Source organism: Lentimonas sp. CC4 (genome assembly GCF_902728235.1).
GTDB lineage: Bacteria > Verrucomicrobiota > Verrucomicrobiia > Opitutales > Coraliomargaritaceae > Lentimonas.
Window position 1 is genome coordinate 2,658,910 of record NZ_CACVBO010000001.1, and the last position, 23,526, is coordinate 2,682,435.

Annotated in this window: 17 protein-coding genes; 14 read left to right on the top strand and 3 right to left on the bottom strand. The window is 49.9% G+C overall.

From position 1 onward, the window contains the following. Nucleotides 1-75: 75 nt before the first annotated feature. Entirely contained in the window at nucleotides 76-543 is a 468-nt protein-coding gene (locus tag GZZ87_RS11425) for an ATP-binding protein (RefSeq protein WP_162025217.1), read from the bottom strand. Between the two features lie 161 nt (nucleotides 544-704). On the opposite strand from GZZ87_RS11425, the gene GZZ87_RS11430 reads away from it, so the two are divergent. Together GZZ87_RS11430 and GZZ87_RS11435 are read left to right on the top strand one after the other, a co-directional pair. Then, nucleotides 705-1,370, top strand: a complete 666-nt coding sequence (locus GZZ87_RS11430) for a MazG family protein (RefSeq protein WP_162025216.1) — start codon at nucleotides 705-707, stop codon at nucleotides 1,368-1,370. 133 nt (nucleotides 1,371-1,503) lie between these two features. Further along, on the top strand, nucleotides 1,504-2,235 hold the full coding sequence (locus GZZ87_RS11435) for a YgjP-like metallopeptidase domain-containing protein (RefSeq protein ID WP_162025215.1): 732 nt from the start codon (nucleotides 1,504-1,506) through the stop codon (nucleotides 2,233-2,235). 82 nt (nucleotides 2,236-2,317) lie between these two features. On the opposite strand, the gene GZZ87_RS11440 is transcribed toward GZZ87_RS11435, so the two are convergent. Beyond that, on the bottom strand, nucleotides 2,318-2,800 hold the full coding sequence (locus tag GZZ87_RS11440) for a hypothetical protein (RefSeq protein ID WP_162025214.1): 483 nt from the start codon (nucleotides 2,798-2,800) through the stop codon (nucleotides 2,318-2,320). Nucleotides 2,801-3,505: 705 nt separating this feature from the next. On the opposite strand from GZZ87_RS11440, the gene GZZ87_RS11445 reads away from it, so the two are divergent. The 10 genes from GZZ87_RS11445 (at nucleotide 3,506) to GZZ87_RS11490 (ending at nucleotide 14,897) form a co-directional block, all read left to right on the top strand. Beyond that, nucleotides 3,506-4,159 (top strand): cytochrome c3 family protein, encoded by a 654-nt coding sequence (locus GZZ87_RS11445; protein ID WP_162025213.1) that lies wholly within the window; start codon nucleotides 3,506-3,508, stop codon nucleotides 4,157-4,159. An 18-nt stretch (nucleotides 4,160-4,177) separates the two neighbouring features. After that, nucleotides 4,178-7,654, top strand: coding sequence for a TAT-variant-translocated molybdopterin oxidoreductase (locus tag GZZ87_RS11450; protein ID WP_162051284.1), 3,477 nt, complete (start codon nucleotides 4,178-4,180; stop codon nucleotides 7,652-7,654). A 24-nt stretch (nucleotides 7,655-7,678) separates the two neighbouring features. Beyond that, complete coding sequence (nrfD, locus tag GZZ87_RS11455) at nucleotides 7,679-9,190, top strand: NrfD/PsrC family molybdoenzyme membrane anchor subunit (RefSeq protein ID WP_162025212.1); 1,512 nt, start codon at nucleotides 7,679-7,681, stop codon at nucleotides 9,188-9,190. Continuing rightward, a complete protein-coding gene (locus GZZ87_RS11460) occupies nucleotides 9,190-9,726 on the top strand; it encodes a DUF3341 domain-containing protein (protein WP_162025211.1) in 537 nt (178 codons plus the stop codon). The genes nrfD and GZZ87_RS11460 overlap by 1 nt, the downstream gene beginning before the upstream one ends. A gap of 9 nt (nucleotides 9,727-9,735) precedes the next feature. Then, a complete protein-coding gene (locus GZZ87_RS11465) occupies nucleotides 9,736-10,392 on the top strand; it encodes a cytochrome c (protein ID WP_162025210.1) in 657 nt (218 codons plus the stop codon). Nucleotide 10,393: 1 nt separating this feature from the next. Beyond that, on the top strand, nucleotides 10,394-11,668 hold the full coding sequence (locus GZZ87_RS11470; RefSeq protein ID WP_162025209.1) for a hypothetical protein: 1,275 nt from the start codon (nucleotides 10,394-10,396) through the stop codon (nucleotides 11,666-11,668). Nucleotides 11,669-11,674: 6 nt separating this feature from the next. Further along, complete coding sequence (locus GZZ87_RS11475; protein ID WP_162025208.1) at nucleotides 11,675-11,962, top strand: hypothetical protein; 288 nt, start codon at nucleotides 11,675-11,677, stop codon at nucleotides 11,960-11,962. A gap of 99 nt (nucleotides 11,963-12,061) precedes the next feature. Continuing rightward, a complete protein-coding gene (locus GZZ87_RS11480) occupies nucleotides 12,062-13,531 on the top strand; it encodes a cbb3-type cytochrome c oxidase subunit I (protein WP_244648184.1) in 1,470 nt (489 codons plus the stop codon). Next, nucleotides 13,531-14,187, top strand: a complete 657-nt coding sequence (locus tag GZZ87_RS11485) for a cbb3-type cytochrome c oxidase subunit II (RefSeq protein WP_162025207.1) — start codon at nucleotides 13,531-13,533, stop codon at nucleotides 14,185-14,187. The genes GZZ87_RS11480 and GZZ87_RS11485 overlap by 1 nt, the downstream gene beginning before the upstream one ends. After that, nucleotides 14,184-14,897: a cytochrome c gene (locus tag GZZ87_RS11490; RefSeq protein ID WP_162025206.1), complete on the top strand. Its 714-nt coding sequence runs from the start codon at nucleotides 14,184-14,186 to the stop codon at nucleotides 14,895-14,897. The genes GZZ87_RS11485 and GZZ87_RS11490 overlap by 4 nt, the downstream gene beginning before the upstream one ends. 319 nt (nucleotides 14,898-15,216) lie before the next feature. On the opposite strand, the gene GZZ87_RS11495 is transcribed toward GZZ87_RS11490, so the two are convergent. Beyond that, nucleotides 15,217-21,396 (bottom strand): tetratricopeptide repeat protein, encoded by a 6,180-nt coding sequence (locus tag GZZ87_RS11495; protein ID WP_162025205.1) that lies wholly within the window; start codon nucleotides 21,394-21,396, stop codon nucleotides 15,217-15,219. 231 nt (nucleotides 21,397-21,627) lie between these two features. Between GZZ87_RS11495 and GZZ87_RS11500 the strand changes: the two genes are divergently transcribed. Together GZZ87_RS11500 and GZZ87_RS11505 are read left to right on the top strand one after the other, a co-directional pair. Continuing rightward, a complete protein-coding gene (locus tag GZZ87_RS11500; protein ID WP_162025204.1) occupies nucleotides 21,628-21,987 on the top strand; it encodes a hypothetical protein in 360 nt (119 codons plus the stop codon). Between the two features lie 47 nt (nucleotides 21,988-22,034). Further along, entirely contained in the window at nucleotides 22,035-23,132 is a 1,098-nt protein-coding gene (locus tag GZZ87_RS11505) for a hypothetical protein (protein WP_162025203.1), read from the top strand. The last annotated feature ends 394 nt before the right edge of the window (nucleotides 23,133-23,526 follow it).

The window sequence follows — 23,526 nt, forward strand, 5'->3', positions numbered from 1 at the left end:
AGTTAGTCTTTGGTCATAAAACACTGATGTTCAGCTCCTAACTACTGCCTTCTAACTTCTAACTTCTCTATCAATTCATGGCGCCCCACGATCTGCGAGCATCTGTTCGACCGCTTCGCGCTCTATATGGTAATCGCCGGATTCGTGGCGAATGTAGCTGCCGGTGTAGGGATCGTTGCCGATATAAATCGGTTTTAGGTGTTTGGGAGCCTGTGGCACGACGATGATCAGGATGTTTTCACCATGAGGGAGTGTATGCGCACGCACCTGGGGCGTATCCAAAATGTTGTGACTGACTTTCGTCCGGTCGTTGAGCCCTGCCCAGAGTGCCGCCTCGACCTGCTCTGAACAGGGGATGCCGTCTGCGAAAAACTGGCCGTGGCGTTCGCCGACCCCTAGAAAGATTGTGCCGCCGCTTGTGTTGGCAAAGGCCGAGTAGGTCTCCCAAATGCTTTCTGGCAGCGCACCTTGTCCATCTCGCCCGTGCGCGAGCTTGGCTTCGACGTTCTCGGTGAATTCGGAGAGATGGATTGGGGTATGCATTGTTTTAAATCGTGTCGGGCATTGTTGATTTTGGCGAACTGTTTTCATGTCGTCTCGATTGATCCAGAAAAATGATCTGTTGCTCAGGGACAGACAAGAATGTCTGTGTCACTTCGCTTTTCGTTCGCCATGGCTGCGACTGCCATCTAGCGAATTAGAGCATGAGTTCTATTGATGATTTGATTGCGACCGTGGCTGCCTTGCGTGAGCCAGAGACAGGGTGCCCTTGGGATATTGAACAGACGCACCAGTCGATTACGGATTGCCTGATCGATGAATGCTGCGAGTTGCTACAGACCATTGATCGCCTGGATATGCACCACATGGAGGAGGAACTGGGCGATGTGCTGTTGCAGGTCGTGATGCATGCGCAGATGGCGCACGAGGCCGGGCATTTTGATTTTCAAGATGTCTGCAAAGTGGTGAACGATAAGTTGGTCCATCGCCATCCACATGTGTTTGGCGACGGCGCGTTGGGCGACTCCGAGGCGGTGCTCCAGCAATGGGACGCGATCAAGGCGGAAGAAAAGAAGCGCGGGCCTGAGCAGGCGGGGCGCTTTAAGGATCTGCCAAATCAATTGCCGGCGCTGATGTTTGCACAGGATGTCTATAAGCAGATTCAGAAGCAGAAGATGGATGCCGCAGGTGTGATCGACGAGGGTGGCATTGCGATGACCGCTCAAGCATTGGCTGAGGATGAGTTGGCGCTGGGTAAGCAGTTGTTCGAAATCGCCGCGGCCTGCCGTATTAAAAAACTTGAGCCCGAGACGGCGCTACGCCGCTATGCGCAAAGTGTGGTGGATCAGTTGGAGACAGAAACCGACTAAGATTGGGAAGGGAGGGACGGCCTCTGCGCCTGCTGCGTTCTACGCTGCCGTCAGCAGAGCCTGAGCACCCAACGATCGCACTAGCGCACCGCAAGACGGCGCTGAGGCCATCCCTCCCGAGTTCTGAACGCTAATGAATTTTAATCTAACCAACGGCCAATCCGTCGCAGTGCATATCAAGCGGCGCAAGGGTGCGCGGCACCTGCGGTTGAGCCTGAATCACAGCAACGAGGCGGTGGTCTCGGTGCCGTGGCGTTGCTCAGACCGGGAGGCGTTGAAGTTTGTTGAGAAGCAGCAGGATTGGTTGGAAGCGCAGTTAGGTCGTGTGCCGCGAGCGCGCACCTTGCGGGATTGGTTCACTGAACACCCACAACTCTCAGGGAGTGGGGATCGATTTTCGGTGCGCGTTGAGGCGACTGATCGTCTACGAGCGGATTATGTTTTTGATAATGGCGGAGCCGATATAGTCCTACGCGTGCCTGAGACGAGTGAGGATTCGGATACGGCGTTGCTACAATTGGTGAAGCGCTTCGCGAAAGATGCAATGGTCTGTCGTGTCGCATTACATGCGAAACGCCTCGATTTGAAATTCACTAAGCTGAGCGTGCGCGATCAGGCGAGTCGCTGGGGGTCGTGCTCCAGCAGTGGGGGCATTTCGCTGAATTGGCGGCTGGTGTTAGTGGCGCCAGAATTACAGGACTATGTGATTCTACATGAGTTAGCGCATTTGACGGAGATGAATCATTCGAGTCGCTTCTGGGCATTGTTAGATACCTATGATCCGCATCGCGTGGCGCATGAAGCCGCGCTCGATGCGACTACAGCCGAGATCATGCGGGTGGGGCGTATGAACGTCGAACATTGAACGTCGAACGCTCAATGCCGAACAATACTGAACGTTCAATGCTTTCTCTGGAATTCAATATTCAGCGTTCGACGTTGGATGTTCAACGTTCTGCAGCTCGCGGCTCAAAGCGCACGCCGATCATATTATAGTCGGCGTGGGTGCCATGCGGGAATTCGGCATCTTTGGGTGGATTGAGCATGCGGCCTTCGGCGATCATCGTCAGCTCAACGGTTTCGAAGTCGTCGGAGCTGAGGCGCACGGTGTAGGTGCCATCGCTTAAGTTGCTAATCGGCACGAGATTACGTCCCATGGCGAGGCGCTCGACAGAGTGGGGGATACTACCATCTGCCGCAATGAACTCGATACGCGCACCTGGTCCCGTTTTACTATATTGTGTGAATTCAATGGTGTGTTCGTTGGCGTAGCGGATACCGACGTGTAGGATACCTGGCGTTTTCTCGGTCGCCTTGGGGCCGAGGTAAATAAACAGGCTACCGACGATTGCGGTAAATAGGATGAGACCGATCACGATATATTTGCCCGAGATGCTTTGTTTGTTATTCGTTGTTTCTGCGTCAGTCATATCGGTTGTTATGTGCTACTTTTTCACTGTGAGAAGCCTGAACTCGTTTTTTTGCGATCAATCAGTTCGCTTCGCTCTGTTTTAAGGGAGGGATTTTTGTTTTTGAAGCGATTGGAGGTCGTATGAAAAACAGCTACCAGTGGATTAGTTCTGCTGATTGACCCTATAAGTAGGAATTCTTTTTGGTTGCTCGTCTATTAGCCGGATGAATGGAATAAATTCTCTGTATGTAATTTACTAATTGATTCATTGAAAATGGAACTAGTCGTTGCTTTGGAAATTTAATCTCCCTAATCCTCGACGCTTATTTTTAGTATTACCTTGTAGAGGCCGTGTTACGCGGTTTTTGCGTTAATTTAACAACCCTCAATTTAACAACTGTTCGTTTGTTCATTCGTATGAATCGAATTTGCGCATAAAAAACGGTTGCCATCTTGATTAGCGGCACTTTTAACAGGCCGCTTTAACTCTGATGAACAGCGAAAAAACTACTACTCGCAAAGGATTTTTGAAACGAGCGGGCTTGGCATTTGCCGGAGCGTTTGCATTGACGCGCGCAGCCAGCTCAGAATCAAAGTCTGAATCCACTCATGTTGCCTCTTCCGGGGAGCCGCGTGCGATGTCTCGCATTCGACCTGCTAAGGGAGCGGTTGAGCGCAAAATCGTCTAATTATAGACGTTCATAACTTTATTTATATATAAGCGATGGCGAATGTATTTCCGAGGTGGGTCAACACGATCCCAATTAAAGTAATCGTAGCACTTGTGCTCACTGTGACTGCAGTCACTTTAGGGATTACTTACTATTTCACTCCCAATTATACGCGGGTAGGCTATGCGCCGACACAGCCAGTGGTATTTAGCCATGCGTTGCACGCGGGGCAATTGGAATTGGACTGCCGCTACTGTCACACATTCGTGGACCGTTCCGAGCACTCCAACGTGCCAGCCACCAATGTCTGTATGACCTGCCACAGTATGGTGCGTAAGGACGATCCGATGCTTGCGCCTGTGCGTGAGAGCTATGAGTCGGGCGAGCCGATCCCTTGGGTGCGTGTTCACAAGACGCCAGACTACGTTTACTTTAATCACTCTGTGCACGTAAATCGCGGTATCAGCTGCGTTGAGTGTCATGGTCGTGTGGACGAGATGGAAGTCGTCGAGCATGCGAAGTCATTTAGCATGACGTTCTGCTTGGACTGTCACCGTAATCCTGAGGATAGCATTCGTCCACTGGATGAGGTGTATAATCTCGGTTGGGAACGTCCTGATACTGAAGAATATAAGAAGGAAGCTGTCGGCTTCGTTCATGACTGGAAGGTCAATCCACCACAAAGCTGCTCTGGCTGCCACCGTTAATCGACACCTTTTTAGATAATGAAGAACTCTGAATTCTCAGGCCCACGTTACTGGAAGAGCCTCGACGATCTAGCGGAAACTCCCGCTTTTACTGATTGGGTCGAGCGCGAATTTCCTGCCGGCGCTTCCGAAATGGAAGGCGTAAATCGTCGCCAATTCATGAAAGTGATGGCTGCTTCCTTTGGTCTTGCTGGCCTAGGTATGGCTGGTTGCCGCCGTCCGGAACAAACAATTCTCCCTTACTCGAAACAACCTGAGAACGTGATTCCAGGTGTGGCGATTTATTATACGTCCTCGATGCCGGGTGCGCGTGATAATGTGCCATTGATCGTCGAGACCCAAACAGGTCGTCCGACTAAGATTGAGGGTAACCCAAGCTTTACGCCTTACGGTGGTTCGACGACTGTTTACACACAGGCGAGCATTTTGGACCTGTATGATCCAGACCGTGCAACCAAGAGCAAAGAGGGCAGTGCGACATTGTCTCCAGCTGCAGTTCGTGATCGTCTCGAAGCGATTCGTCAGGCGCATGGGGCTGATAAGGGCGCAGGTCTCGTATTCCTCGCTGAGCCAAGCACGTCTCCAAGTCGTGCAGCTTTAGTGAAGCAGATTAAGAAGGCTTTTCCGAAAGCGACTTGGACTGAAAACACTGCGATTGATCAAAGCACTTCCGAGCAAGCCGCACAGGCTGTCTTCGGCAAGTCGCTCCGCGCACTTCCAGAATTTACTAAAGCGAAACGTGTGCTCGCACTCGACGCTGAGTTCCTCATCAATGCAGATGGCTCTCTGAGCCAAGCGCGCGACTTCACCAAGACTCGTAAGGTCAAGGACTCGAAGGATGCGACAAAGATGAGCCGCCTCTACTCGGTAGAGAGCACGTTGACAACGACTGGCTCCATGGCCGATCACCGTCTCCGTCTGAGCACTAGCCAAATGGGCGCATTCATCGCTCAAGTCGGTGCGGCAGTGCTTAATAAAAAGCATGTTGGCGGCCCGTTGGCAGCTGAACTCGCTAAGATTGGTGCATCACTGAAGGTGGACGCTCAATGGGTCGATGCATGTGCGACTGACCTTGTTGAGAATGCAGGCCATTCGATCATCGTTGCTGGTGAGCATTTGCCGAAGTCGGTGCATGCCATCGTCATCGCGATCAACGAAGCACTTTCTGCTCCGATCAACTACGTTGAAGTGCCAACTGCTGAGCAGGGCATCGCAACGGCCGCTGCTCGTTTGAACCAAGGCGATGTGGAAACACTCGTGATTCTTGGTGGTAACCCAGTTTACGATGCGCCGATCGATCTTGATTGGTCCGCTGCTCAAGCTAAGGCGACGCAGAGCATCTACATCGGTGGTGCGGTTAACGAAACCTCTCAAGCAGTCAACCTCTTCATAGCACGCTCGCATTACTTGGAGTCTTGGGGCGATGGGCGCACATTTGACGGCACACTGGTTCCAGTGCAGCCAATGATTGAGCCGCTGTTCGATACATTCAATGATCTCGAAGTGCTTGCACGCCTCGCTGGTGCGTCTGCGACCGATGGTTACTCGATCGCGCAAGCGACATTTGCTGCTGAAGGTGGTAAGGATTACAATAAATTCCTCAGTGACGGTGTCCTTGAAGGGTCTGCTTTCAAGAGCGCCTCTAAGAAGCTGGATTATGCGAAGGTCGTCAAAGCCCTGAAAGCTGACGAACTAACTGCGCTTGAGTTGAATGCGAATGCCCTCGAAGTGCGTTTCGCGCCGAGCTCGCACGCTTACGACGGTCGTTACGCCAACAATGGTTGGATGATGGAGTGTCCAGACCCGATCACGAAGTTGACTTGGGATAATGCGATCCAGATCAGCCCATCACTTGCGAAGGAACTTGAAAGCGCACAAGGCATTCAGATCTTCCCGACCAAGAAGCCGATGAATGAGCACAGCGAGTTCTTTAAGGCTGCAAAGGGCACACTTCAGACCAACAAAGCGACTTTCAATCGTGGCAAGGAAGAAGCAGTTGTCGTCGAATTGACTGTTAACGGTGTCACCATCGAAGCTCCGATTCACGTGGTTCCAGGTCTTGCAAACTACACAGTGGTCTTGCCACTGGGTATGGGGCGTAAGGTGGTTGGCCGCGTTGGTCACGGTGTTGGTTTCGATGCCTATGCAGTTCGCACCTCCGGTAGCCTTGGTTGCGCACTCGGTGCCGCCATCAAGCTCACCGAAAAAACTTATCACCTCGCGAATACTCAAGAGCACTGGTCGATGGAAGGCCGCGCACTCGTTCGCGAAGGCACAGCTGATTACTACGCGAAGAAGCCTGACTTTGTTAACAAGGTCGGCGTCGAGTCACATGCTCCTGCGAATTACGCGAAGGATGCGGACAAATCACTTCAAGAGAAGTCGGTTAACCAGTATCGCGGTAACTCTGCTTACGATCACGTCGCCTTCTCCAAGCCAGCACCCAACGTTAAGGTTTGGCATGACGACAAAGGTCAACCGCTTGATTCATTCCCAGTGCCACAGCAGTGGGGGATGGCGATTGATTTGAATAGCTGCATCGGCTGCACGGCTTGTGTCGTTGCCTGCCAAAGCGAAAATAATGTGCCGATCGTTGGTAAAGATCAGGTCCTTCGTGGACGTGAGATGCACTGGATGCGTATTGACCGTTATTTCTCTGCTGAGAAATACGATCAGACTGAGGTGCCAGACGATGTGCAAGTGTCCTTCATGGGCATGATGTGTCAGCACTGTGAGAATGCACCGTGTGAGCAGGTTTGCCCTGTCAATGCGACCGTGCACGACACACAAGGCCTCAACACCATGGCTTATAATCGTTGCGTCGGCACTCGCTACTGCGCGAATAATTGCCCTTACAAGGTGCGTCGCTTCAACTTCCTGGATTGGAACAAGCGTAAGATCGGTGAATTCTACAAGGGCCCACTTGGTCCAGTCGAAGAGCCAGAACTTCAGAAGATGCAAAAGAATCCCAATGTCACGGTGCGTATGCGCGGTGTCATGGAGAAGTGCACTTTCTGCACGCAGCGTATCGAAGCTGCTAAGATCGAGCAAAAGCGCCTCGCTGGTGCGTCCGATGATATTCGTATCGCGGATGGTAACATCAAGGTCGCTTGCCAACAGGCTTGCCCAACCGATGCCATCACTTTCGGTGATATCTCGGATGCCGAGTCTGAAGTCTCGCAGATGAAGGCTAGCGACCGTAACTATTCGGTTCTAGGTTATCTGAATGCTCGTCCTCGCACCACGTATCTCGCTCGTTTGCGTAATCCGAATCCGGAAATGCCAGACGCTTATGAAAAACCATATGCCTATGCTCAATACGACGAGCGTTACGGATATGGTAGCCATGGCGATCACGGCGCGGACCACGGCGCAGGGCATGATGCTCACGGCGACGACCACGGCGCGACACACGATACTCATGCAGCGCCTGCTCATGATGATCATGGTCACGACCATTCCTCTCACTCTGAAGAAGCGCACTCCGCTCACTAATTTCTAACTTGCGAACCTATTAAAATGGCTACGACTACTCAAGAGTGTTCAATGGATGCGACACAGGCCGCTTTGTTGGCCAAAGTGCAACCGGCTGAGCTTCACGAACCAGCCCTCGTCACGAATGATCGTGATTTCAACTGGGTCACCGATAAGATCTGCCGCATCGTCGAGACGAAAACACCGATGTGGTGGTGGGTCTGTATGGCGATTGCGCTGATGACTGCATCCTTCACCGGCATGGGGCTACTCTGGCTCGTCAGCACTGGTGTGGGTGTGTGGGGCCTGGCAAATCCGATTAACTGGGGCTGGGCGATTGTTAACTTCGTTTTCTGGATTGGTATTGGCCACGCCGGAACCCTGATTTCCGCGGTCCTCTGCTTGTTGAAGCAGGGCTGGCGAACTTCGATTAACCGCGCGGCTGAGGCCATGACGATTTTCGCGGTGGTCTGCGCGGGTATCTTCCCGCTCTTCCACGTCGGTCGTGTCTGGTTTGGTTGGTGGCTCTTCCCGATTCCAAATGCCAATGGCATCTGGCCACAGTTCCGCTCTCCATTGGAATGGGACGTGTTCGCGGTTTCCACATACGGAACAGTTTCAGTGCTCTTCTGGTATATGGGTATGATTCCTGACCTTGGTGTGCTTCGCGACCGTGCGATCCAACGCCTCAAGGCGGGGGCCTATGAAGGCACTTCTGAGGTTCAAAAGAAAATGGCTGAAGGCATGGATGTCTTCCGCAAGTTCTTCTACGCAATTTTCGCAATGGGCTGGCGCAATGCTGGTAACCACTGGCGCAACTACGAAATGGCTTACCTGATTCTTGCAGGTATCTCCACTCCGCTCGTTCTTTCCGTTCATACCATCGTCTCCTTTGACTTCGCCCTCGCGGTGTTGCCAGGTTGGCACACCACGATCTTCCCGCCATACTTCGTGGCCGGTGCGATTTTCTCCGGTTTTGGTATGGTGCTCACTTTGATGCTACCACTGCGTGCGCTCTATGGTCTGCATGACTTGATCACACAGCGCCACATCGACAATATGTGCCGCATCTGCTTGGGCACTGGCTCGATCGTGGGTTATGCCTACATCATGGAGTTCTTCATCGCATGGTATGGTGCGAATCCCTACGAGAGCTTCGCGTTCATCAATCGTGCGTTCGGCCAATACTGGTGGGCTTATTTGATGATGTTCAGCTGCAACGTTTTCACTCCTCAACTCTTCTGGTTTCAGAAGGTGCGTAACAACACTGCCTTGGTTTGGGTCATGTCGATTCTGATTAACGTCGGTATGTGGTTCGAACGTTTCGTTATTACAGTTACCTCGCTGGCCAATGACTTCATGCCATCGAGCTGGGGTTACTACTCTCCAACAATGGTCGATATCCTGACCTTCTTCGGCACCTTTGGTTTGTTCAGCGTATTGTTCCTCTTGTTCCTGCGCTTCCTACCGATCATGCCGATTGCAGAAGTTAAATTTGTGATGCCGGCTGCAGATCCGCACGGCCACCACGACGATGAAAAAGGAGGACAACACTAATGTCTGAATCTGAAACACACGGAATTATCGCGACCTTCGCAGATACACCTTCGTTCTTCCATGCGGCGGAAAAGGTGAGGGATGCAGGTTACAAAAAGTGGGACACATATTCGTCGTTCCCCGTTCACGGAATGCCTGCTGCCCAAGGTCAACCGCGCTCTAAAGTGCCGGTCTTTACCTTCTGCGGTGGTATCACAGGGTTCTGCCTCGGGATGTTGATCGTCTGGTTCATGAATTCGTATAACTATCCACTGATCATCGGTGGACAGCCATACTTCAGCCCAGTCTTCCCATTCCCGATTATGTATGAGTTGACCATCCTGTTGTCCGCATTCGGCACACTCGGTGGTATGTTCATCACCAATTTGCTCCCTCAGCACTATAACCCACTTTTCAATAACGAAAAATTTCTAGAGGTCTCCGGAGATCGTCTGGTCATCGCAATCGAAGCACGCGATGCACAGTTTGATTCGGTCGCCACGCGTCAATTCCTAGCGGACATTGGCGGAACTGACATCGAGGAGGTCTCAGCGTAGGACATCATCATGCGTATCTTTCTAGCCATATATGTTTTTGCTATTGTAGCAGCGGTGTCGATTCTCGGCTTCCGCGGCTCAAAAAGCACAAAGCCACCACTCGAAGTCTTTCCAGACATGGATCGCCAAGCGCGTTACAAGCCGCAGGCAGCCAATGCGTTCTTCACCGACGCTCGCGATGATCGTCCGATTCCTGGTAACACAGTTGCTCGCGGTAATTTCTTCAACCAAGCAGAGGTCTTCTCCGCTGAGTTTGATGATACGACCCTCGGTGACACTGTCCTGAACCAAGGTAAGAATGCCGACGGATCTTTCGTTCAGAAAGTGCCACTCGAAGTGAACCACGCGCTCATGGCCGAAGGCCAAGAGAAGTTCGATATCTTCTGTGCTGTCTGCCACGGTGCAGCTGGTGACGGTAACGGTGTGACCAAGCCATACGGCGTGCTCGCGGCGAATTACCACGACGCTCGTCTTCGCGATGTTGAGGATGGTTACATCTTCGACGTGATTACCAACGGTAAGGGATTGATGCTCCCATTTAATGGTCGCATTTCACCTGACGAACGCTGGGCGATTGTCGCTTACCTTCGCGCCTTACAGCTTTCCCAAAACGCAAATGCTAAGGATCTTTCCGACGCACAACGCACAGAGTTAGGAATTAAATAATATGAGTTCGGACGCACATCACGCTCAAGCTAACAAAGTAGGGGGCATCGCTCTCGTTGTTGGTATCATCGGCATCTTAGCCGCAGCCTTTGGTTTGTTCCAAGGTTGGAACGCAGCCGACGCACGCCCATTTATGGGGTGGCTCATCGGTCTTGGTTTCTGGATGTCCATCGCCATTGGCATGACCTTCCTGACTTTGATCTGGTATGTCTTTTACGCACGCTGGCCAGTCATCATTCGCCGTCAATGTGAGCACGGCATGGCAGCCTTCCCATGGTTGCTGCTGCTCTTCCTGCCACTCTTAGCGATCCCATTCTGCCACGAAAATCCGGGTCTGCTCTGGAAGTGGATGGACGGCACCAATGCATTGCCAGGACATGGCACTGTTGGTGAGGACGCGATCTATACTTGGAAGCAGCCTTACTTGAACATCAGCTTCTTTGCGATCCGTGCAGTTGGTATCTTCGGTGTCTTTATCGTCATCACAGGCCTGCTCCGCAAGTGGTCCTTTGATACAGACAAGACAGGCGATATTAAGAACACGAAGAAGGCACATGCGCTTTCTGCAGTTGGGCTTTTCCTCTGTGCAGTTGCTATGACACTCGGTGCGATTGACTGGTTCAAATCGCTCGAATACCACTGGTTCTCGACGATGTATGGCGTATGGTTCTTCGCGGCTTGTATCCGTGCTGCACTCGCTACACTGATCATCGTGACAGTCATCCTCGCAGCCAAGGGCTACCTCAAGGGGATCCTCAACCAAGCGCACCGTTACGACATCAGCTGCATGATGCTGGCATTCACCATCTTCTGGGCATACATTAGTTTCTCTCAGTATTTCCTGATCTACAGCGCCAATATTCCGGAAGAAACCTTCTGGTATAACCTGCGTGAAATGAATTTCGACGGCACTACTAACTCTTGGTGGTTCGTGAGCATGGGCTTGATCTTCGGTCACTTCCTGACGCCGTTCCTCTGCCTACTTTGGTATAAGACGAAGGTTGTTGTATGGCGCACCGTCGGCATCTCGATCTGGATCCTTAGCTTCCACCTGCTCGACCTCTACTGGAACATCGTTCCTGGTAAGTTGGTGAACCCAGACTCACACGCAGCGGGTTACCTCGTGCGTCAGTTCTCTGTGAACTGGGTCGATATCGCATCCATCATCGGTATCGGTGGTGTCTGCATCTGGGCATTCTGCCGCAGCACTAAAAAGGCTGAGCCGATCCCAATTCGTGACCCGAATATCAAAATGTCCATTAACTACGCGGAGTAATCTAAGATGTCTCAAACTGAATTATCTACAGGCAGTCGTCTGCTATCTCTTGTCGGTATCATCGGCGCACTTCTCGTGTTTGCCGTGATCTTCTTCGTTGCTTATTTGCCTAGCCGTCCGACTCCGGTCGATCAAGCAGTCAACGAAGCACGCCAAGCTAAGGCTGACGAAGCACGTGCAGCAGGTGTGGCTAAGCTCACTAGCTTCGAAGTCATCGACGCAGAAGCCGGCACCGTTCGCATCCCGATCGAGGATGCAATGGAATTGACCGTAGCGGCCTACCAAAACAATTAGGAATTTTAAATTACGAATTAGGAATGATTTTTCTTAAAGCGTCCTCATTCCAGATTTCTAAATTTCTAAATCCCATTTCTTAATTCCTAATTCCTAATTTTGAATTCTAATCTACAGTCCAACTCTCAGTCCACTCCCGCGAGTGCATCCGTGCGCACCGTGTTGAGTGAGATCGATGCATCCATACGGTTCCCGGCATTGTTCTTTGTCGTCTCGGCGCTCGTCTGGCTCATCATCGGCTCGGCTTTCACGCTGATTACGGCCTACCAATCGCATGAGCCTATGTTTATGGCTGGTTACGAGTTCGTCACTTACGGGCGCCTCTATCCAGTTGCGACCAACGCGATGCTGTTTGGCTGGGGCTGCAATAGCATCTTTGCGATCGGTCTCTGGATCATTGCTCGTTTGTCGCAAGCACCGTTCCGTAATGGAGGCTTACTCATCGTCGCAGGCATCTTCTGGAACCTTGGTTTAAAGGTCGGCCTATTTGGTATTCTTGCCGGTGATCTCAATGCGGCTGAGTTCCTTGAACTGCCTGGTTATGCCACTCCGCTTTTGCTGGTTGCATATGCACTCATCGGAGCATGGGGCATCATGGCATTTCGTGCTCGTCAAGGGGACAGTGTTTACGTTTCGCAGTGGTATATCCTCGGCGCACTTTTCTGGTTCCCTTGGATCTATATGATCTCTGAGTTCTTGGTTGTTTGGTTTCCTGCGCGTGGCGTGGTTCAAGCAGTCACCGCAAATTGGTTTAACGCAAGTATTCAAAACCTCTGGCTCACCCCGATGGCATTGGCAGTGGCGTATTATGTGATTCCTAAGGTGCTCGGTCGCCCGATTCACTCTTACACATTGGCACTGCTCGGTTTTGTCTCTTTAGCACTGCTTGGCAGTTGGACAGGGATGGTCAATTTGATCGGTGGTCCAGTTCCGATCTGGATGAGCTCGGTGAGTATCGTCGCTGCGGTAATGATGGTGATTCCAGTGCTCGCAGTGGGTATCAACCTTTTCATGACAGTGAAAGGCCGCAAGGCTGACGTCTGGCGCAGTCCCGCGCTTCGCTTCGTGATGTTCGGTATACTGTCTTACTTTTTTGCCAGCCTTGTTGGTTCGGCAATGGCATTTCGCTCAGTCAGTGAGATTACACACTTTACGACTTTCGCCACTGGGCAAACACAACACTTGGTTTATGGCTTCTTCACGATGGTGATGTTTGGTGGTCTTTACTACATGCTACCTCGCCTTACGAAGCGCGAGTGGCCGTCCGCAACCTTGATCTTCTTCCACTTCTGGGGCAGTGCGATCGGTATCACTACAATCGTGGTGTCACTACTTGTCGGTGGCTGGTTAGCTGGTGTTCAAATGAACAACGCAGAGGTGCCATTCCTTGAGATTGTTCGATTGATGGAGCCTTGGCTAGAGATCCGTTCGATTGGAGTCATTTGCCTCGCAATTGGACATATTGCTTTTGCTATTAATTTTATTTGGATGCTCTGTGCGACTGGTTCGTTCCGTGCGAAGCAAGGGCCGACATTGCTTGAGTCTGCTAACCAGGAGGGTGCAGCGTAATGAAAAATCTACCGATTCTTTTTTGTGGGATCTTAACCGCCTTAGCGTTTTCGCTAGTGGGCTTAGTTCTCAGCAGTTACATTCAACTCGGCAGTTTGACTCAAACCACCGAGACCTTAGATGAGCTAGGCAATCCGATTGCGGGTGAAACATTGTATCCTGCGAAGATGACAGGCGTCGCAGAGCAGGGGCGTGCTGTTTACGCTGAGCTCGGTTGCGTCTATTGCCACACGCAGCAAGTGCGTCGAGCTGGTTACGGTTCTGATGTTGAGCGTGAGTGGGGCAAACGCGGCACTGTCGCTCGTGACTACGTCATGCAAGACAATGTATTACTTGGTAGCCACCGTATTGGTCCCGATTTGATGGCCGTAGGTGAGCGTCGTGAGAATGCCAACTGGCATCACCTACACCTCTACAACCCTAGGATTACATCTAAGGGGCAGTCGATCATGCCACAGTATTCGTTCCTTTACGAAACTCGCGAGATCGAGGGGGCTGTATCAGCCAACGCGCTACAGTTTGAGGCGGATTCTATTTATGCACCCGCTGCCGGATACGAAGTCGTGCCTACTCAGCGCGCCGAAGCATTGGTTGGGTATCTCCTCAGCCTAAAACTTAATTATAGCCTTCCAGAGGCTCAAATTCCCGAAGAATGAGCGACGAGCAACACAACAACGATACGGGCGAGCAGGAACTGCATGACTCGCTCATGCGCGAGCAGGAAGAGCCGCGTGATGGCTCCTCGCCGATTCCGATTTTCATACTCTTTCTTTTTGCTGCGCTTTGCTTTTGGGGTGGGGTGTATTTGATCGAGTTCGGTGGACACTTTAATAAGGACGCTTATACCTTGGATTTCGATCCGAATGCAGAAGTCGTCGTCGTGCAAGTCTCACTCTACGACCGTGGCGCTAAGGTATTTAAGGCACAGTGTGTGGCCTGTCACCAAGACTCAGGTCTCGGTGTGCCAGGTGTTTATCCACCGCTTGCAGGTTCAGAATGGGTGACTGGTCACCAAGAAAGCCTCGCACGTATCTTGATCAATGGTCTCAATGGCCCCATCGAAGTCGCAGGCAATACATATAATGGTAACATGCCAGCCTTCGGCCCAAGTGGCCTGAACCTCAAGCCTTTGGAGATTGCAGGTGTCTTAACCTACATTCGCCAAGAGTGGGGTAACGAAGCCTCTGAAGTCACTGAAGCGACCATGAACGGCTACATGGACCAATACGGTTCACGCAGCACACCATGGACCGCAGAAGAAGTCGTCATCGATCTAGGTGAAGAGCCCGTTTCCGAAGCACCTGCAGCTGAAGAAGCACCTGCGGAAGCGGGCGAAGAAGCGCCAGCCGAAGTCGCAGCTCACTAAGCAGTTCATTCTTTAACCACTAAGCCTCGCATGGATTGATTCCTGCGAGGCTTTTTTGTAGAGTAGCGCCGTGATACAGACATTCTTGTCTGTCACCGAGCCTCAGTTGTCAGTCTTACGTGTAGCGGATCAGCGAAGCCGTTTCGACCGCTGAACCAACGCATTCTCTAAGCGTGACATGAATCACGAGTCACCAATGTAGCGCGGATCTTTAGACCGCGTCACCGTGCCTTAGGATCTGTTTACATCTTCGTTAGTGATCAGGTTCGGCTGAACCCATTGATATATGCGGTGCTATTGGCCTTTTCCAAAAAAATGATTACAGTGTGTCGCTGTTAAGGTAAGCGCTATCATTTTTGATTTGTTTACGAACATGAAAAAGGCTCCATCGTATCCCGTGCTTTATGTCGTCAAATCTTGTGAAAAGCTTAAATAGGTGTTGTCGCCATTGTTTCCGTGCCAGTTTTATATCTGATTCGTTGCCATCTAAGCCATTGGCTAATACGCGTATTTTTGCGAATTTTAGATATTGCTGCTGAGCCGGACCCATCGTGCTGTTATCTATACGTTGTAACTGTGACGCATACCGTTGAACGATTTCTGTGCGTATCTCAAATAGACAGATATAGACGATTTGTCGTTCGTAAGTGTGGTCTGGAATGACGTTATACGAATGATCTAGCAGTTGTTTTAGCTGGATGGATTGACGCTTTGCGATCATTGCAAGCGCGATGTTCATGAGGAACCATAGCTCTACATTATTACGCTCGCGCCAGTCACTTGCCCAGCGCAAGGTTGCGCCGTATTGCCTCAGTTTGCCAAAGGAGTAGGTGACCATGCCATACAATGTAGTATGGTTGCGATAGTAAGCGCGGTTACGCCGCACTACCCAACGGGTGAGGGTTGATAAATTTTGATCTCCGAGGTGCTCTAGTAGCTCTGAATGCGCGGCTGCGCAGGCTTCATTTTCTTTTGGGATTTTCCGAATTCGAAAGAGAGTGCGCAGGGCACCTGTTGCCTTGAATGAGGCTTTTGCCCAGTGTTCTCCGAATTCTTTTATATCAGAGTCATTTTCTTTAAGGAATAGGCGCATCTGTTTCTCAAACCATTTACCATTCTTATGTTTACGTAAGTGTTCACATGAGTCTTTGATTCGTCGATTCAAAGGATCTTGGGTTTGCTCGATTAAGCTTCTCCATGCGGCATCGTAATTATTCTCATTCGTGTATTTCAGTATGGCATAATAGGCATAGTCGGTTGAGTTTCCGGATGATTTTAGACGTTCTATGACTTTTTCGGCTTCGGTTGAATTACCTGCATTGAGACAATTATCAAAGTAGTGAGATACGGCGTAATGATAGTCGGGGTCGAGTAAGTAGGCTGTTTTAAATGCCTCGTTAGCATCCCCCTTTTTTTGTGTATCCAGGCACGCTGCTGCTAGATGTCCAAATGCAATTGCATTGTTTGGCTCGATACGGCTCCAGTGTTTGGCAGCTTCATAGTAGGCCTGCGAGTTGTCGTTGGCTTTATCGATGCTCTCAGTTAAGTTTGCTGCGGCTCTGATGTTGAGTTCGTCCTGTTCTAGGATTTCTTTAAATGTCTTGATCGCGAGTTGGATTTTACCTGATTCACGATGGATCAACCCAATACGCATTTGTAGCTGATTGTGTTCTTCAAAGTTGGCAGCCTCATATTCGCAACAGGCGATGGCTTCGTCATAGCGGGCGAGTTGGCTTAAGTAGTAACCCTTCAGGTCACGTGCAGTAATATAAGATGGTTTTAGCGCAATCGCCCTGTCGATGCTGCTCACTGCCTCTAGCCATAGCTGTGAGCAGCTGTAAATATAAGCAAGGTTTAGGGCTCTTTCAGGGCAGTTTGGGTGTTTCTTTGTGTCATCAATAAAGTGTTTTATTAATTCATGCTGTTGTTGTTTTCTCGCGTAATGCTGGACTAGTTCATTGCGTGCCCAATGATATTCTGGGTCGATCTTGATTGCATTAAATAAGGACTCTAGTCCCAATGAGTGGTTATTACATTTGAAGTGAACGATCGCTAGGTAACCATGGTTTGGTGCTTGGTTGGGAGCTTCATCTACGAGCTTCTGTGCATGTTCTAAGGCTTCTTCGGACTGTTGCTTTTTTAGTAAATTGTTGATGAGTTGTCGACGAGCATACTCATATTTAGGTGAGAGCTTAATGGCTTGGCGAAGGGCATTTATTGTATCATCGATACGGTCATGCGCGTCGTAGACTTCCGCTGCTAATTGATGCAACCTAGGTCTGTGAGGGTGCAAGGTTAAGGCCTGTTTCATTGACGTTAGTTGCTGCTCTAACAGGTTTTGTCGTTGTTGCTCTTGGATAAGTGCGGCCCAGCTTTGCCATAGGTCCGGGCGCTTAGCTTGAATCATTTCTAGCTTCGACAGGAGTGCCTCACCGCTGATCAGGCGTGGTGCACGCTCAGCAAATACAAGAATTGCTTCGCCGCGATTGACTTGACGAATGATCTCTTTTTCTAGGAAATGTAGGCTGTCTTCGTAGTGTGCTTGATTCTCGCAACTTTCGATAAGCAGGTCGATGTTATCCTCGCTATCGATGGCGTGTTTGAGGTTTGTGCGCAGATACGTGCGTGCAGATTCGAATTCTCCAGTATGCCGTTTACTGTAGGCTAAGTGCCAAAAACCAGAGGCGTTTAGTGGGTTGATTCGGATCAACTCCTCAGCTGCCTGTGCTGCGTCGTGATAGTTTCCATCTTTTTCGTATAAACTAGCAAGCGCAGACCATGCCCGGTAATCGTTATGGTCTTGTTTACAGTGAGCGCGGTAAAGATGAATCGCTTCCTTGGTATTGCCCCGCTCTTTCTCGATGTGAGCCCGGCGAATGCTTAACGTCCTCTCTTGACTGTAAGTTAATCCGCTGACTTGGGTGGATGCAATGGCTTCATCGAAACGTTTTAATTGGGTGAGGAGGTATGCTTCCCAGTCAATTAAATCGTAATGAGACGTTGATTGATTCGCTTGTTGGCAAGCTTCGAGCGCGTCTTCTGAGCCCTTGATTACATGCAAGAATTCGATCAGGCATATCTGTGCATTGTAATCGTTGGGCTTCTTCTTAACGAGATCTCTCGCCCAGTCAATGATGTGCTCGGGGGTTGCGCTACGTTGTGCAATTCGGAGTAGTTCATTACGCGCCCAGCCATACGCTGGGCATAGTTGCACGGCATGTTTGAGGTTTGTTTCAGCACTGGTGAGGTCCCCATCACCAGAGTAGAAACTTGCCATCATTCCATAGTTTGTGTCCTCTAGGGGATGTTTGCGGATCTCTTTCTGTAGGATTGCATACGCCTCAGGCTTTCGCTGTTGTTGCCATAGCTTATCGGCGTATGTGCGAATGGCATAGCTATAGTGAGGGTTACGTTCGACCGTCGTTTTGAGTGCACTGAGTGCTTCGACCGGTTGATGTAGTTGCTCATAGCATAGATGACGTTGATAATAGATTGCACCGACATACGGGAAGCGCTCTACGGCTTTTGATGATAGATCGAGCGCTTTTTGTGGTTGGTTTATCTGTAGATAGAGTTCAATGCTTACATGCCAGACTTGCCATAAATCTGGGCGATTTTTTAGAAGCTCCTCTATCGTATCGAGTGTTTCGTTCAGTGGAAGTAGTCGGTGTAGCTCTTTGCTGAAACTGCGGATGCCATCGCCGAAGTTGACTTGCTTACGGATTTGCTCCGCTATAAATTGGCTAATTTGTATACGTTCGCTTAGCGAATGACAGCAGTCGAGGAGACCTTCGATAGAACTACTTCGGTCGATATCGATCATCAACGCTTTACGATAGTTGTCGCTGGCCTCAGTTAAGTTGCCCTCTTCTTTGGCTATATCAGCGTGTAGCTCGAAGTTGACGGCTAAGTGTGGCTCGATTTTCTGCGCTCTTTTTATGAAATGAGTGGCAGCACGGAAGTTGCTTATTTTTTTCGCACAGATCGCGGATTCTCGAAGTAGCCACGTTCGATCTGGGTAGTGTTCGAGAGCGACTTCTAATGCCGGTGATTGCTCTTGGGGGGAATCTCTGAGAGAGGCGAGATAGTCGACATGGATCGCGTAGTTGAGTGGATGTTCTTGTCTCTGTTGCTTGAGGAACGCGCGCGTTGCCGTGTTACCATGTAGGCACTCAGTGAGGTGTCCTATGCGTTCGATTGCTTTACGGCTGGCGCGGTTGATTTTGAGAATGCGTTGCCAGTCTTTGAGTGCGATTTCAAGATTTCCTTCAGATGCGTCAATTTTTGCTTTTTGCTCTAACCAAGTTGTTTCCCTTAATATCGAGCGGCTCTCATCTAGCCATTCATGAGCTTTCTCACCGAGGCCATTGTTGTAAAAGGTTTCGATAGCTTTTGTAATTAAGTCTTCGTCTTTAGGGTTATCTCGAAGGCCATGTTCGATGACTTCAAATGCCTTGTGATGTAGACTGAGGTCTTCAAGGGCTTGGGCATAAGTGCCCCAGCTTTTTCCTGATTTGTGTCCGAGTTTCTCGGTGCGAAGTCGTAGATAATTTAAGCAATCTGCGTGTTGTCCATTGCGTCGTGCTTTTTGAAAGTGAAATTCGGCATAGAATTCATCGTAATAACTGAGCGTAGAAGCAAACCGCGCTGCTTCTTGGGCAGCAGGATGATCCTCTAGGTTTGTATAGAGCTGTGCCCAAATCCAATAGACATGTGAGTTGTAGCTGGATACGTTTTGCACGTGGCGCAGTAGTCGGCGAATTTCACCTCGATGACGGAAATCAGCGATGATCTGTTCTGCAAGTAAGAGATATAGCTGATAGGGAGCCGGGCGGTTTTTAGGAGCCTCTTGAATAGTCGAGCGTAACAGTGCGCGGCATTCTTCATCTTGTCCTAGATTGCGTAAGCAATTCGCCTTCTGATGTATATAATAGGGATCCTCTGGATAGAGTGTTAGAATTGTATTGATGCTACTTAGGCGGGCTTCTGTATCGTCATTATAAGCGGCGAGTTGTAGTTCGGCTAGGTGCTGTAGACGAGGAGACTGAGCAGCATTGCGTATCTGATCTATATGTTTTTGTGCGCTTGATATGTCATGCTCTAGTAAGGATTGGTGAAATTTGAACAGATGATTGTAGCTGTCCTCCTCTGGTAGCTCAATATTGTTTGCGGAATCAGCCTTGCCTGGAGGAATCAATAGCATGCCGCGCAGTCCATTGGTTTGATAGCGCTTGTGAGATTCTTTAGCTAGCCATTCAATTTTTTCTGGGGAACCTGGCTCACGGATATAGTATATACCTTGCACTGCGTCGTAACCCATGACGGCTTGCATGTGAGACGCATACAGGTCGCGTGTGGTTAAGGTGAAGGGGAGATTCCTGTCGATTAATTGACAAGCGATGTCCCAGGTTAGGCTGAACTCGCGGACTGTCCATCCGCGCTGTTCAAGCCAGGCTCGTTCAGTTGAGTCACGGGTGCCGTCATAAGTGAGTTCCCGTGCGATTTCAGTTTGGTCGATAGGAACTCCTAAATACTCAGTAACTGCGGCGATGCTTGCTGGCACGCAAGTGAGATGCTCTTGCTTAATAAAGGGCACGTCCAATATACGACCCACTGCGTCTGGTGCTGCATTTTCGACGTTATTGCTCCAAATCTTATGGTAGGGCTGATCGCTTTGTTTAGCACTAGAAACCGCTTTTACCTGTTTGCCCTGATGAAAGTAGATTTCAGATGCTAAGGCTGCAAAGTTTGATTGCACTCGTTTTTCAGCCAAGGGGCTAAGTGTGCGTAAACGCGGGAGTAGCTCTTCTGCTGTTGAATAGTCATCATTCTCTATGAGTAGACGAATGTGACGGTAGCAAATTGTGCGGTCTTCGCACTGTGCGTTTATTTTCGCATACAACTCGATTGCATCACTAAGCTTACGTTCTAGGTAGCATATCTCTGCGAGGCGAATGGTTGCCGAAGGGGACGTTGGATCGATTGTGAGTGCCTTTTCTAGGCATTCACGAGCCTGTTTCGGATCATCGTTTGCTTGAGCGATTTCAGCTTCGAATAGCAGTTTGTGTTTTTCGTTCAGACCGTTTGCTTCGGCGTTGGATAGTTCTGCCCTGGCTTGTTCGTAGTCGCGTAATTTGATTAACAAACGGGCACGTTGTGAGTGGTATTTGAGCGTGACTGCTGTATCTTCGACAGTGTCGATGTTGATTGACTGTAGTAGCTTCCATCCTGCCCAAAAACCTCGTCGATTGATGTGCGTTTGTGTGGCAGCGAGGGTTAACTCAGCTGTTCTTTCATTAGACCGATGGTTCCGTAGGATGATTGAGTCGCCGTAGCGTGGGGCACCCAGTGCACGGAGCGTTTTTGCTGCTTCGATTGTGATTAAGGGGTCTTTCCAATCCTTTAGATTTCCTTGGCCCTTGAATAGGGCATAAGCCTCGAGGTATTTGCATGCGAGGTTGCAATCGAGTATGGTCTTCTTGTCCAGCAGTGTAGGCATATACTAAATATATTGATGTCTGTTACACGACTGTCAAAGCCGTTTGACAGTAGCTGATTTTCTCTGCCATTTTATCCCTTGTTGAGTCACTTGATAAAGGAAATGAATATTATTATACAAAATGGAGTGGTGTGGCTATTCGAGTTCAGGCTTGTTCCTATTCATAACGTTTATCAGAGTCTGCTTCTGTTGTGCTGACTAAATCTGCCAGAATCACTGAACTGACAAAACATGAAAAAAGAATTCGAGAGCTTCCTTGTTTGGTATATCCCAGTATCAATTTTATCGACAGTGATTGCATCCATGTGTCTACCCATCTGGACGAAAGGAATCGCACAGGATGTCGCCACCGGTGGAGACGTCGAGTTTGGTATCCTATACACTCTGATCGTCACCTTTTCGGGGAGTGTTCATAAACTGGTCGCTGCGGTCTGGTTGTGGCACCAACAGAAGAAAGCAAATGGTAGGTTTGTTCTATGGGCACTCTTTGGGTTCTTCTCCGGGATTTGGGCAGTCGCGTTTCATATCGGGTTCAGTATTTATAAGGATACTCAGCCTAGAACAATACCGCCAGTAGAACGCTCTGCGTGAGCCATGTTGAATGAGATAAGGTGAAGTCATCACTTGTTAGCTAAGAAATGAAGCACTCGAGCTACATACTTCTGATCCTTGCATTGGTATTATTTCCTTCTACGGCATCAGCGAACGCGGGAACGCCACTGATGTGGGCATCGATGCTCCACCTTGTATTCGGAAACGCAGTCATCGGCCTCACTGAAGGGGTTCTTCTTTCATGGATGCTTAAATGCTCGAAGAGGAAGTCGGTCTTGATTCTGATCGCAGCCAATTACGCTTCTGCTTGGGCTGGTGGATTCTTTGTAGCCGGATACCTCCCGTCGTTAGTAGACATTACAATTCTGAATGTGGAGTCTTGGTTTCTGGCTTTCGTCTGCGTCGCTTTTGTCGTCACAATCTTTATTGAGCTACCATTCTTCTGGTTTGCTCTGGGGTTCAGAGAGAATGGGTTGCGCCGGATTGTTAAAGCGACTTTAGCGGTCAATGTGATCAGTTACGTCTTTCTCTTCGGGTGGTATTGGATGGCAAGCGGAACTTCAATGATGTCAAAGCTTGAAGTCGTGCCAGTTGACGAAATTGAGCTCTCTGAGCCCTATACGCTCTATTTTATATCGTGTAAGGGAGACCAAGTTCTCCGTCTTGAGCTTAGTGAACTCGTTTCTCCACGGTTAGTATCAGAGGTGTCAGCAGATCGGGACGACCGGCTTTTTGCTCGAGCTAGAGATAACTCAGGGTTTGATCTTCTTGTTTGCCTTGGCGGGTCTGAGAGTGAAGTGCTGATTCTGGAGGATTTTTCAGAGCAAGCACCGATCGAGTGGCGTATATCGGAGGGGCATTCCGAAAAGGCTGCAGGGACGTGGTTCAATTTTGGTTTTGTTCCCAGCATTGGCGCGGCATCCGACTGGGAGTTTAGCACTGGTTTCTGGCCTATCGGTGGGCTCCGTTGTGATAATTATGAGACTAGAGAGGCGCTTCATTTCTCCTTGGAGTTGCCGTTTGCGGCATGGGCAGTTCGTAACGCAACCCATATCACTGGTGACTACATCGTAGCTCAAATCGGGGACGATCAGATTTGCATCATTGACCCGATGTCTAGGCGGATTGCGTTGATCGCCCGTGGCATGGGTCCCCTCGTCGCGAAACCAAAATCGTCGAACTAGGATACGAAGACAATGACTGCCGCCGTGCCTCATGTTTCATTATCGGCCCTCAAGTTGAACTGAACTATGAAGCCTCAAGCTTGCATTCTGCTGAGCTAAGGGCAGGGGCGCTGGCACTGACCACGGTTGAGCTACTATATCGCAATTGCCAGATCATGCCAAATGTCGGGATCTGGGATTACCAGTTAAGGCTTGTTTATATTCATAACGTTTAATAGAGTGAGGGTGTGGCGTGCTGTCGTAAAAGACATGATAACTCGTTCTACAGAAAAATGAAAATACCCTATACCCTATACCCTATACCCTATACCCTATACCCTATACCCTATACCCTATACCCTATACCCTATACCCTTCTCTGCCTCTGTTTGATATGTTTATGTGGGTGCCAACC

What these genes read in the sequence shown, in the direction of transcription:
- GZZ87_RS11425 (WP_162025217.1), bottom strand. Translation starts at nt 543, where the DNA reads ATGCATACCCCAATCCATCTCTCCGAATTCACCGAGAACGTCGAAGCC.
- GZZ87_RS11430 (WP_162025216.1), top strand. Translation starts at nt 705, where the DNA reads ATGAGTTCTATTGATGATTTGATTGCGACCGTGGCTGCCTTGCGTGAG.
- GZZ87_RS11435 (WP_162025215.1), top strand. Translation starts at nt 1,504, where the DNA reads ATGAATTTTAATCTAACCAACGGCCAATCCGTCGCAGTGCATATCAAG.
- GZZ87_RS11440 (WP_162025214.1), bottom strand. Translation starts at nt 2,800, where the DNA reads ATGACTGACGCAGAAACAACGAATAACAAACAAAGCATCTCGGGCAAA.
- GZZ87_RS11445 (WP_162025213.1), top strand. Translation starts at nt 3,506, where the DNA reads ATGGCGAATGTATTTCCGAGGTGGGTCAACACGATCCCAATTAAAGTA.
- GZZ87_RS11450 (WP_162051284.1), top strand. Translation starts at nt 4,178, where the DNA reads ATGAAGAACTCTGAATTCTCAGGCCCACGTTACTGGAAGAGCCTCGAC.
- nrfD (WP_162025212.1), top strand. Translation starts at nt 7,679, where the DNA reads ATGGCTACGACTACTCAAGAGTGTTCAATGGATGCGACACAGGCCGCT.
- GZZ87_RS11460 (WP_162025211.1), top strand. Translation starts at nt 9,190, where the DNA reads ATGTCTGAATCTGAAACACACGGAATTATCGCGACCTTCGCAGATACA.
- GZZ87_RS11465 (WP_162025210.1), top strand. Translation starts at nt 9,736, where the DNA reads ATGCGTATCTTTCTAGCCATATATGTTTTTGCTATTGTAGCAGCGGTG.
- GZZ87_RS11470 (WP_162025209.1), top strand. Translation starts at nt 10,394, where the DNA reads ATGAGTTCGGACGCACATCACGCTCAAGCTAACAAAGTAGGGGGCATC.
- GZZ87_RS11475 (WP_162025208.1), top strand. Translation starts at nt 11,675, where the DNA reads ATGTCTCAAACTGAATTATCTACAGGCAGTCGTCTGCTATCTCTTGTC.
- GZZ87_RS11485 (WP_162025207.1), top strand. Translation starts at nt 13,531, where the DNA reads ATGAAAAATCTACCGATTCTTTTTTGTGGGATCTTAACCGCCTTAGCG.
- GZZ87_RS11490 (WP_162025206.1), top strand. Translation starts at nt 14,184, where the DNA reads ATGAGCGACGAGCAACACAACAACGATACGGGCGAGCAGGAACTGCAT.
- GZZ87_RS11495 (WP_162025205.1), bottom strand. Translation starts at nt 21,396, where the DNA reads ATGCCTACACTGCTGGACAAGAAGACCATACTCGATTGCAACCTCGCA.
- GZZ87_RS11500 (WP_162025204.1), top strand. Translation starts at nt 21,628, where the DNA reads ATGAAAAAAGAATTCGAGAGCTTCCTTGTTTGGTATATCCCAGTATCA.
- GZZ87_RS11505 (WP_162025203.1), top strand. Translation starts at nt 22,035, where the DNA reads ATGAAGCACTCGAGCTACATACTTCTGATCCTTGCATTGGTATTATTT.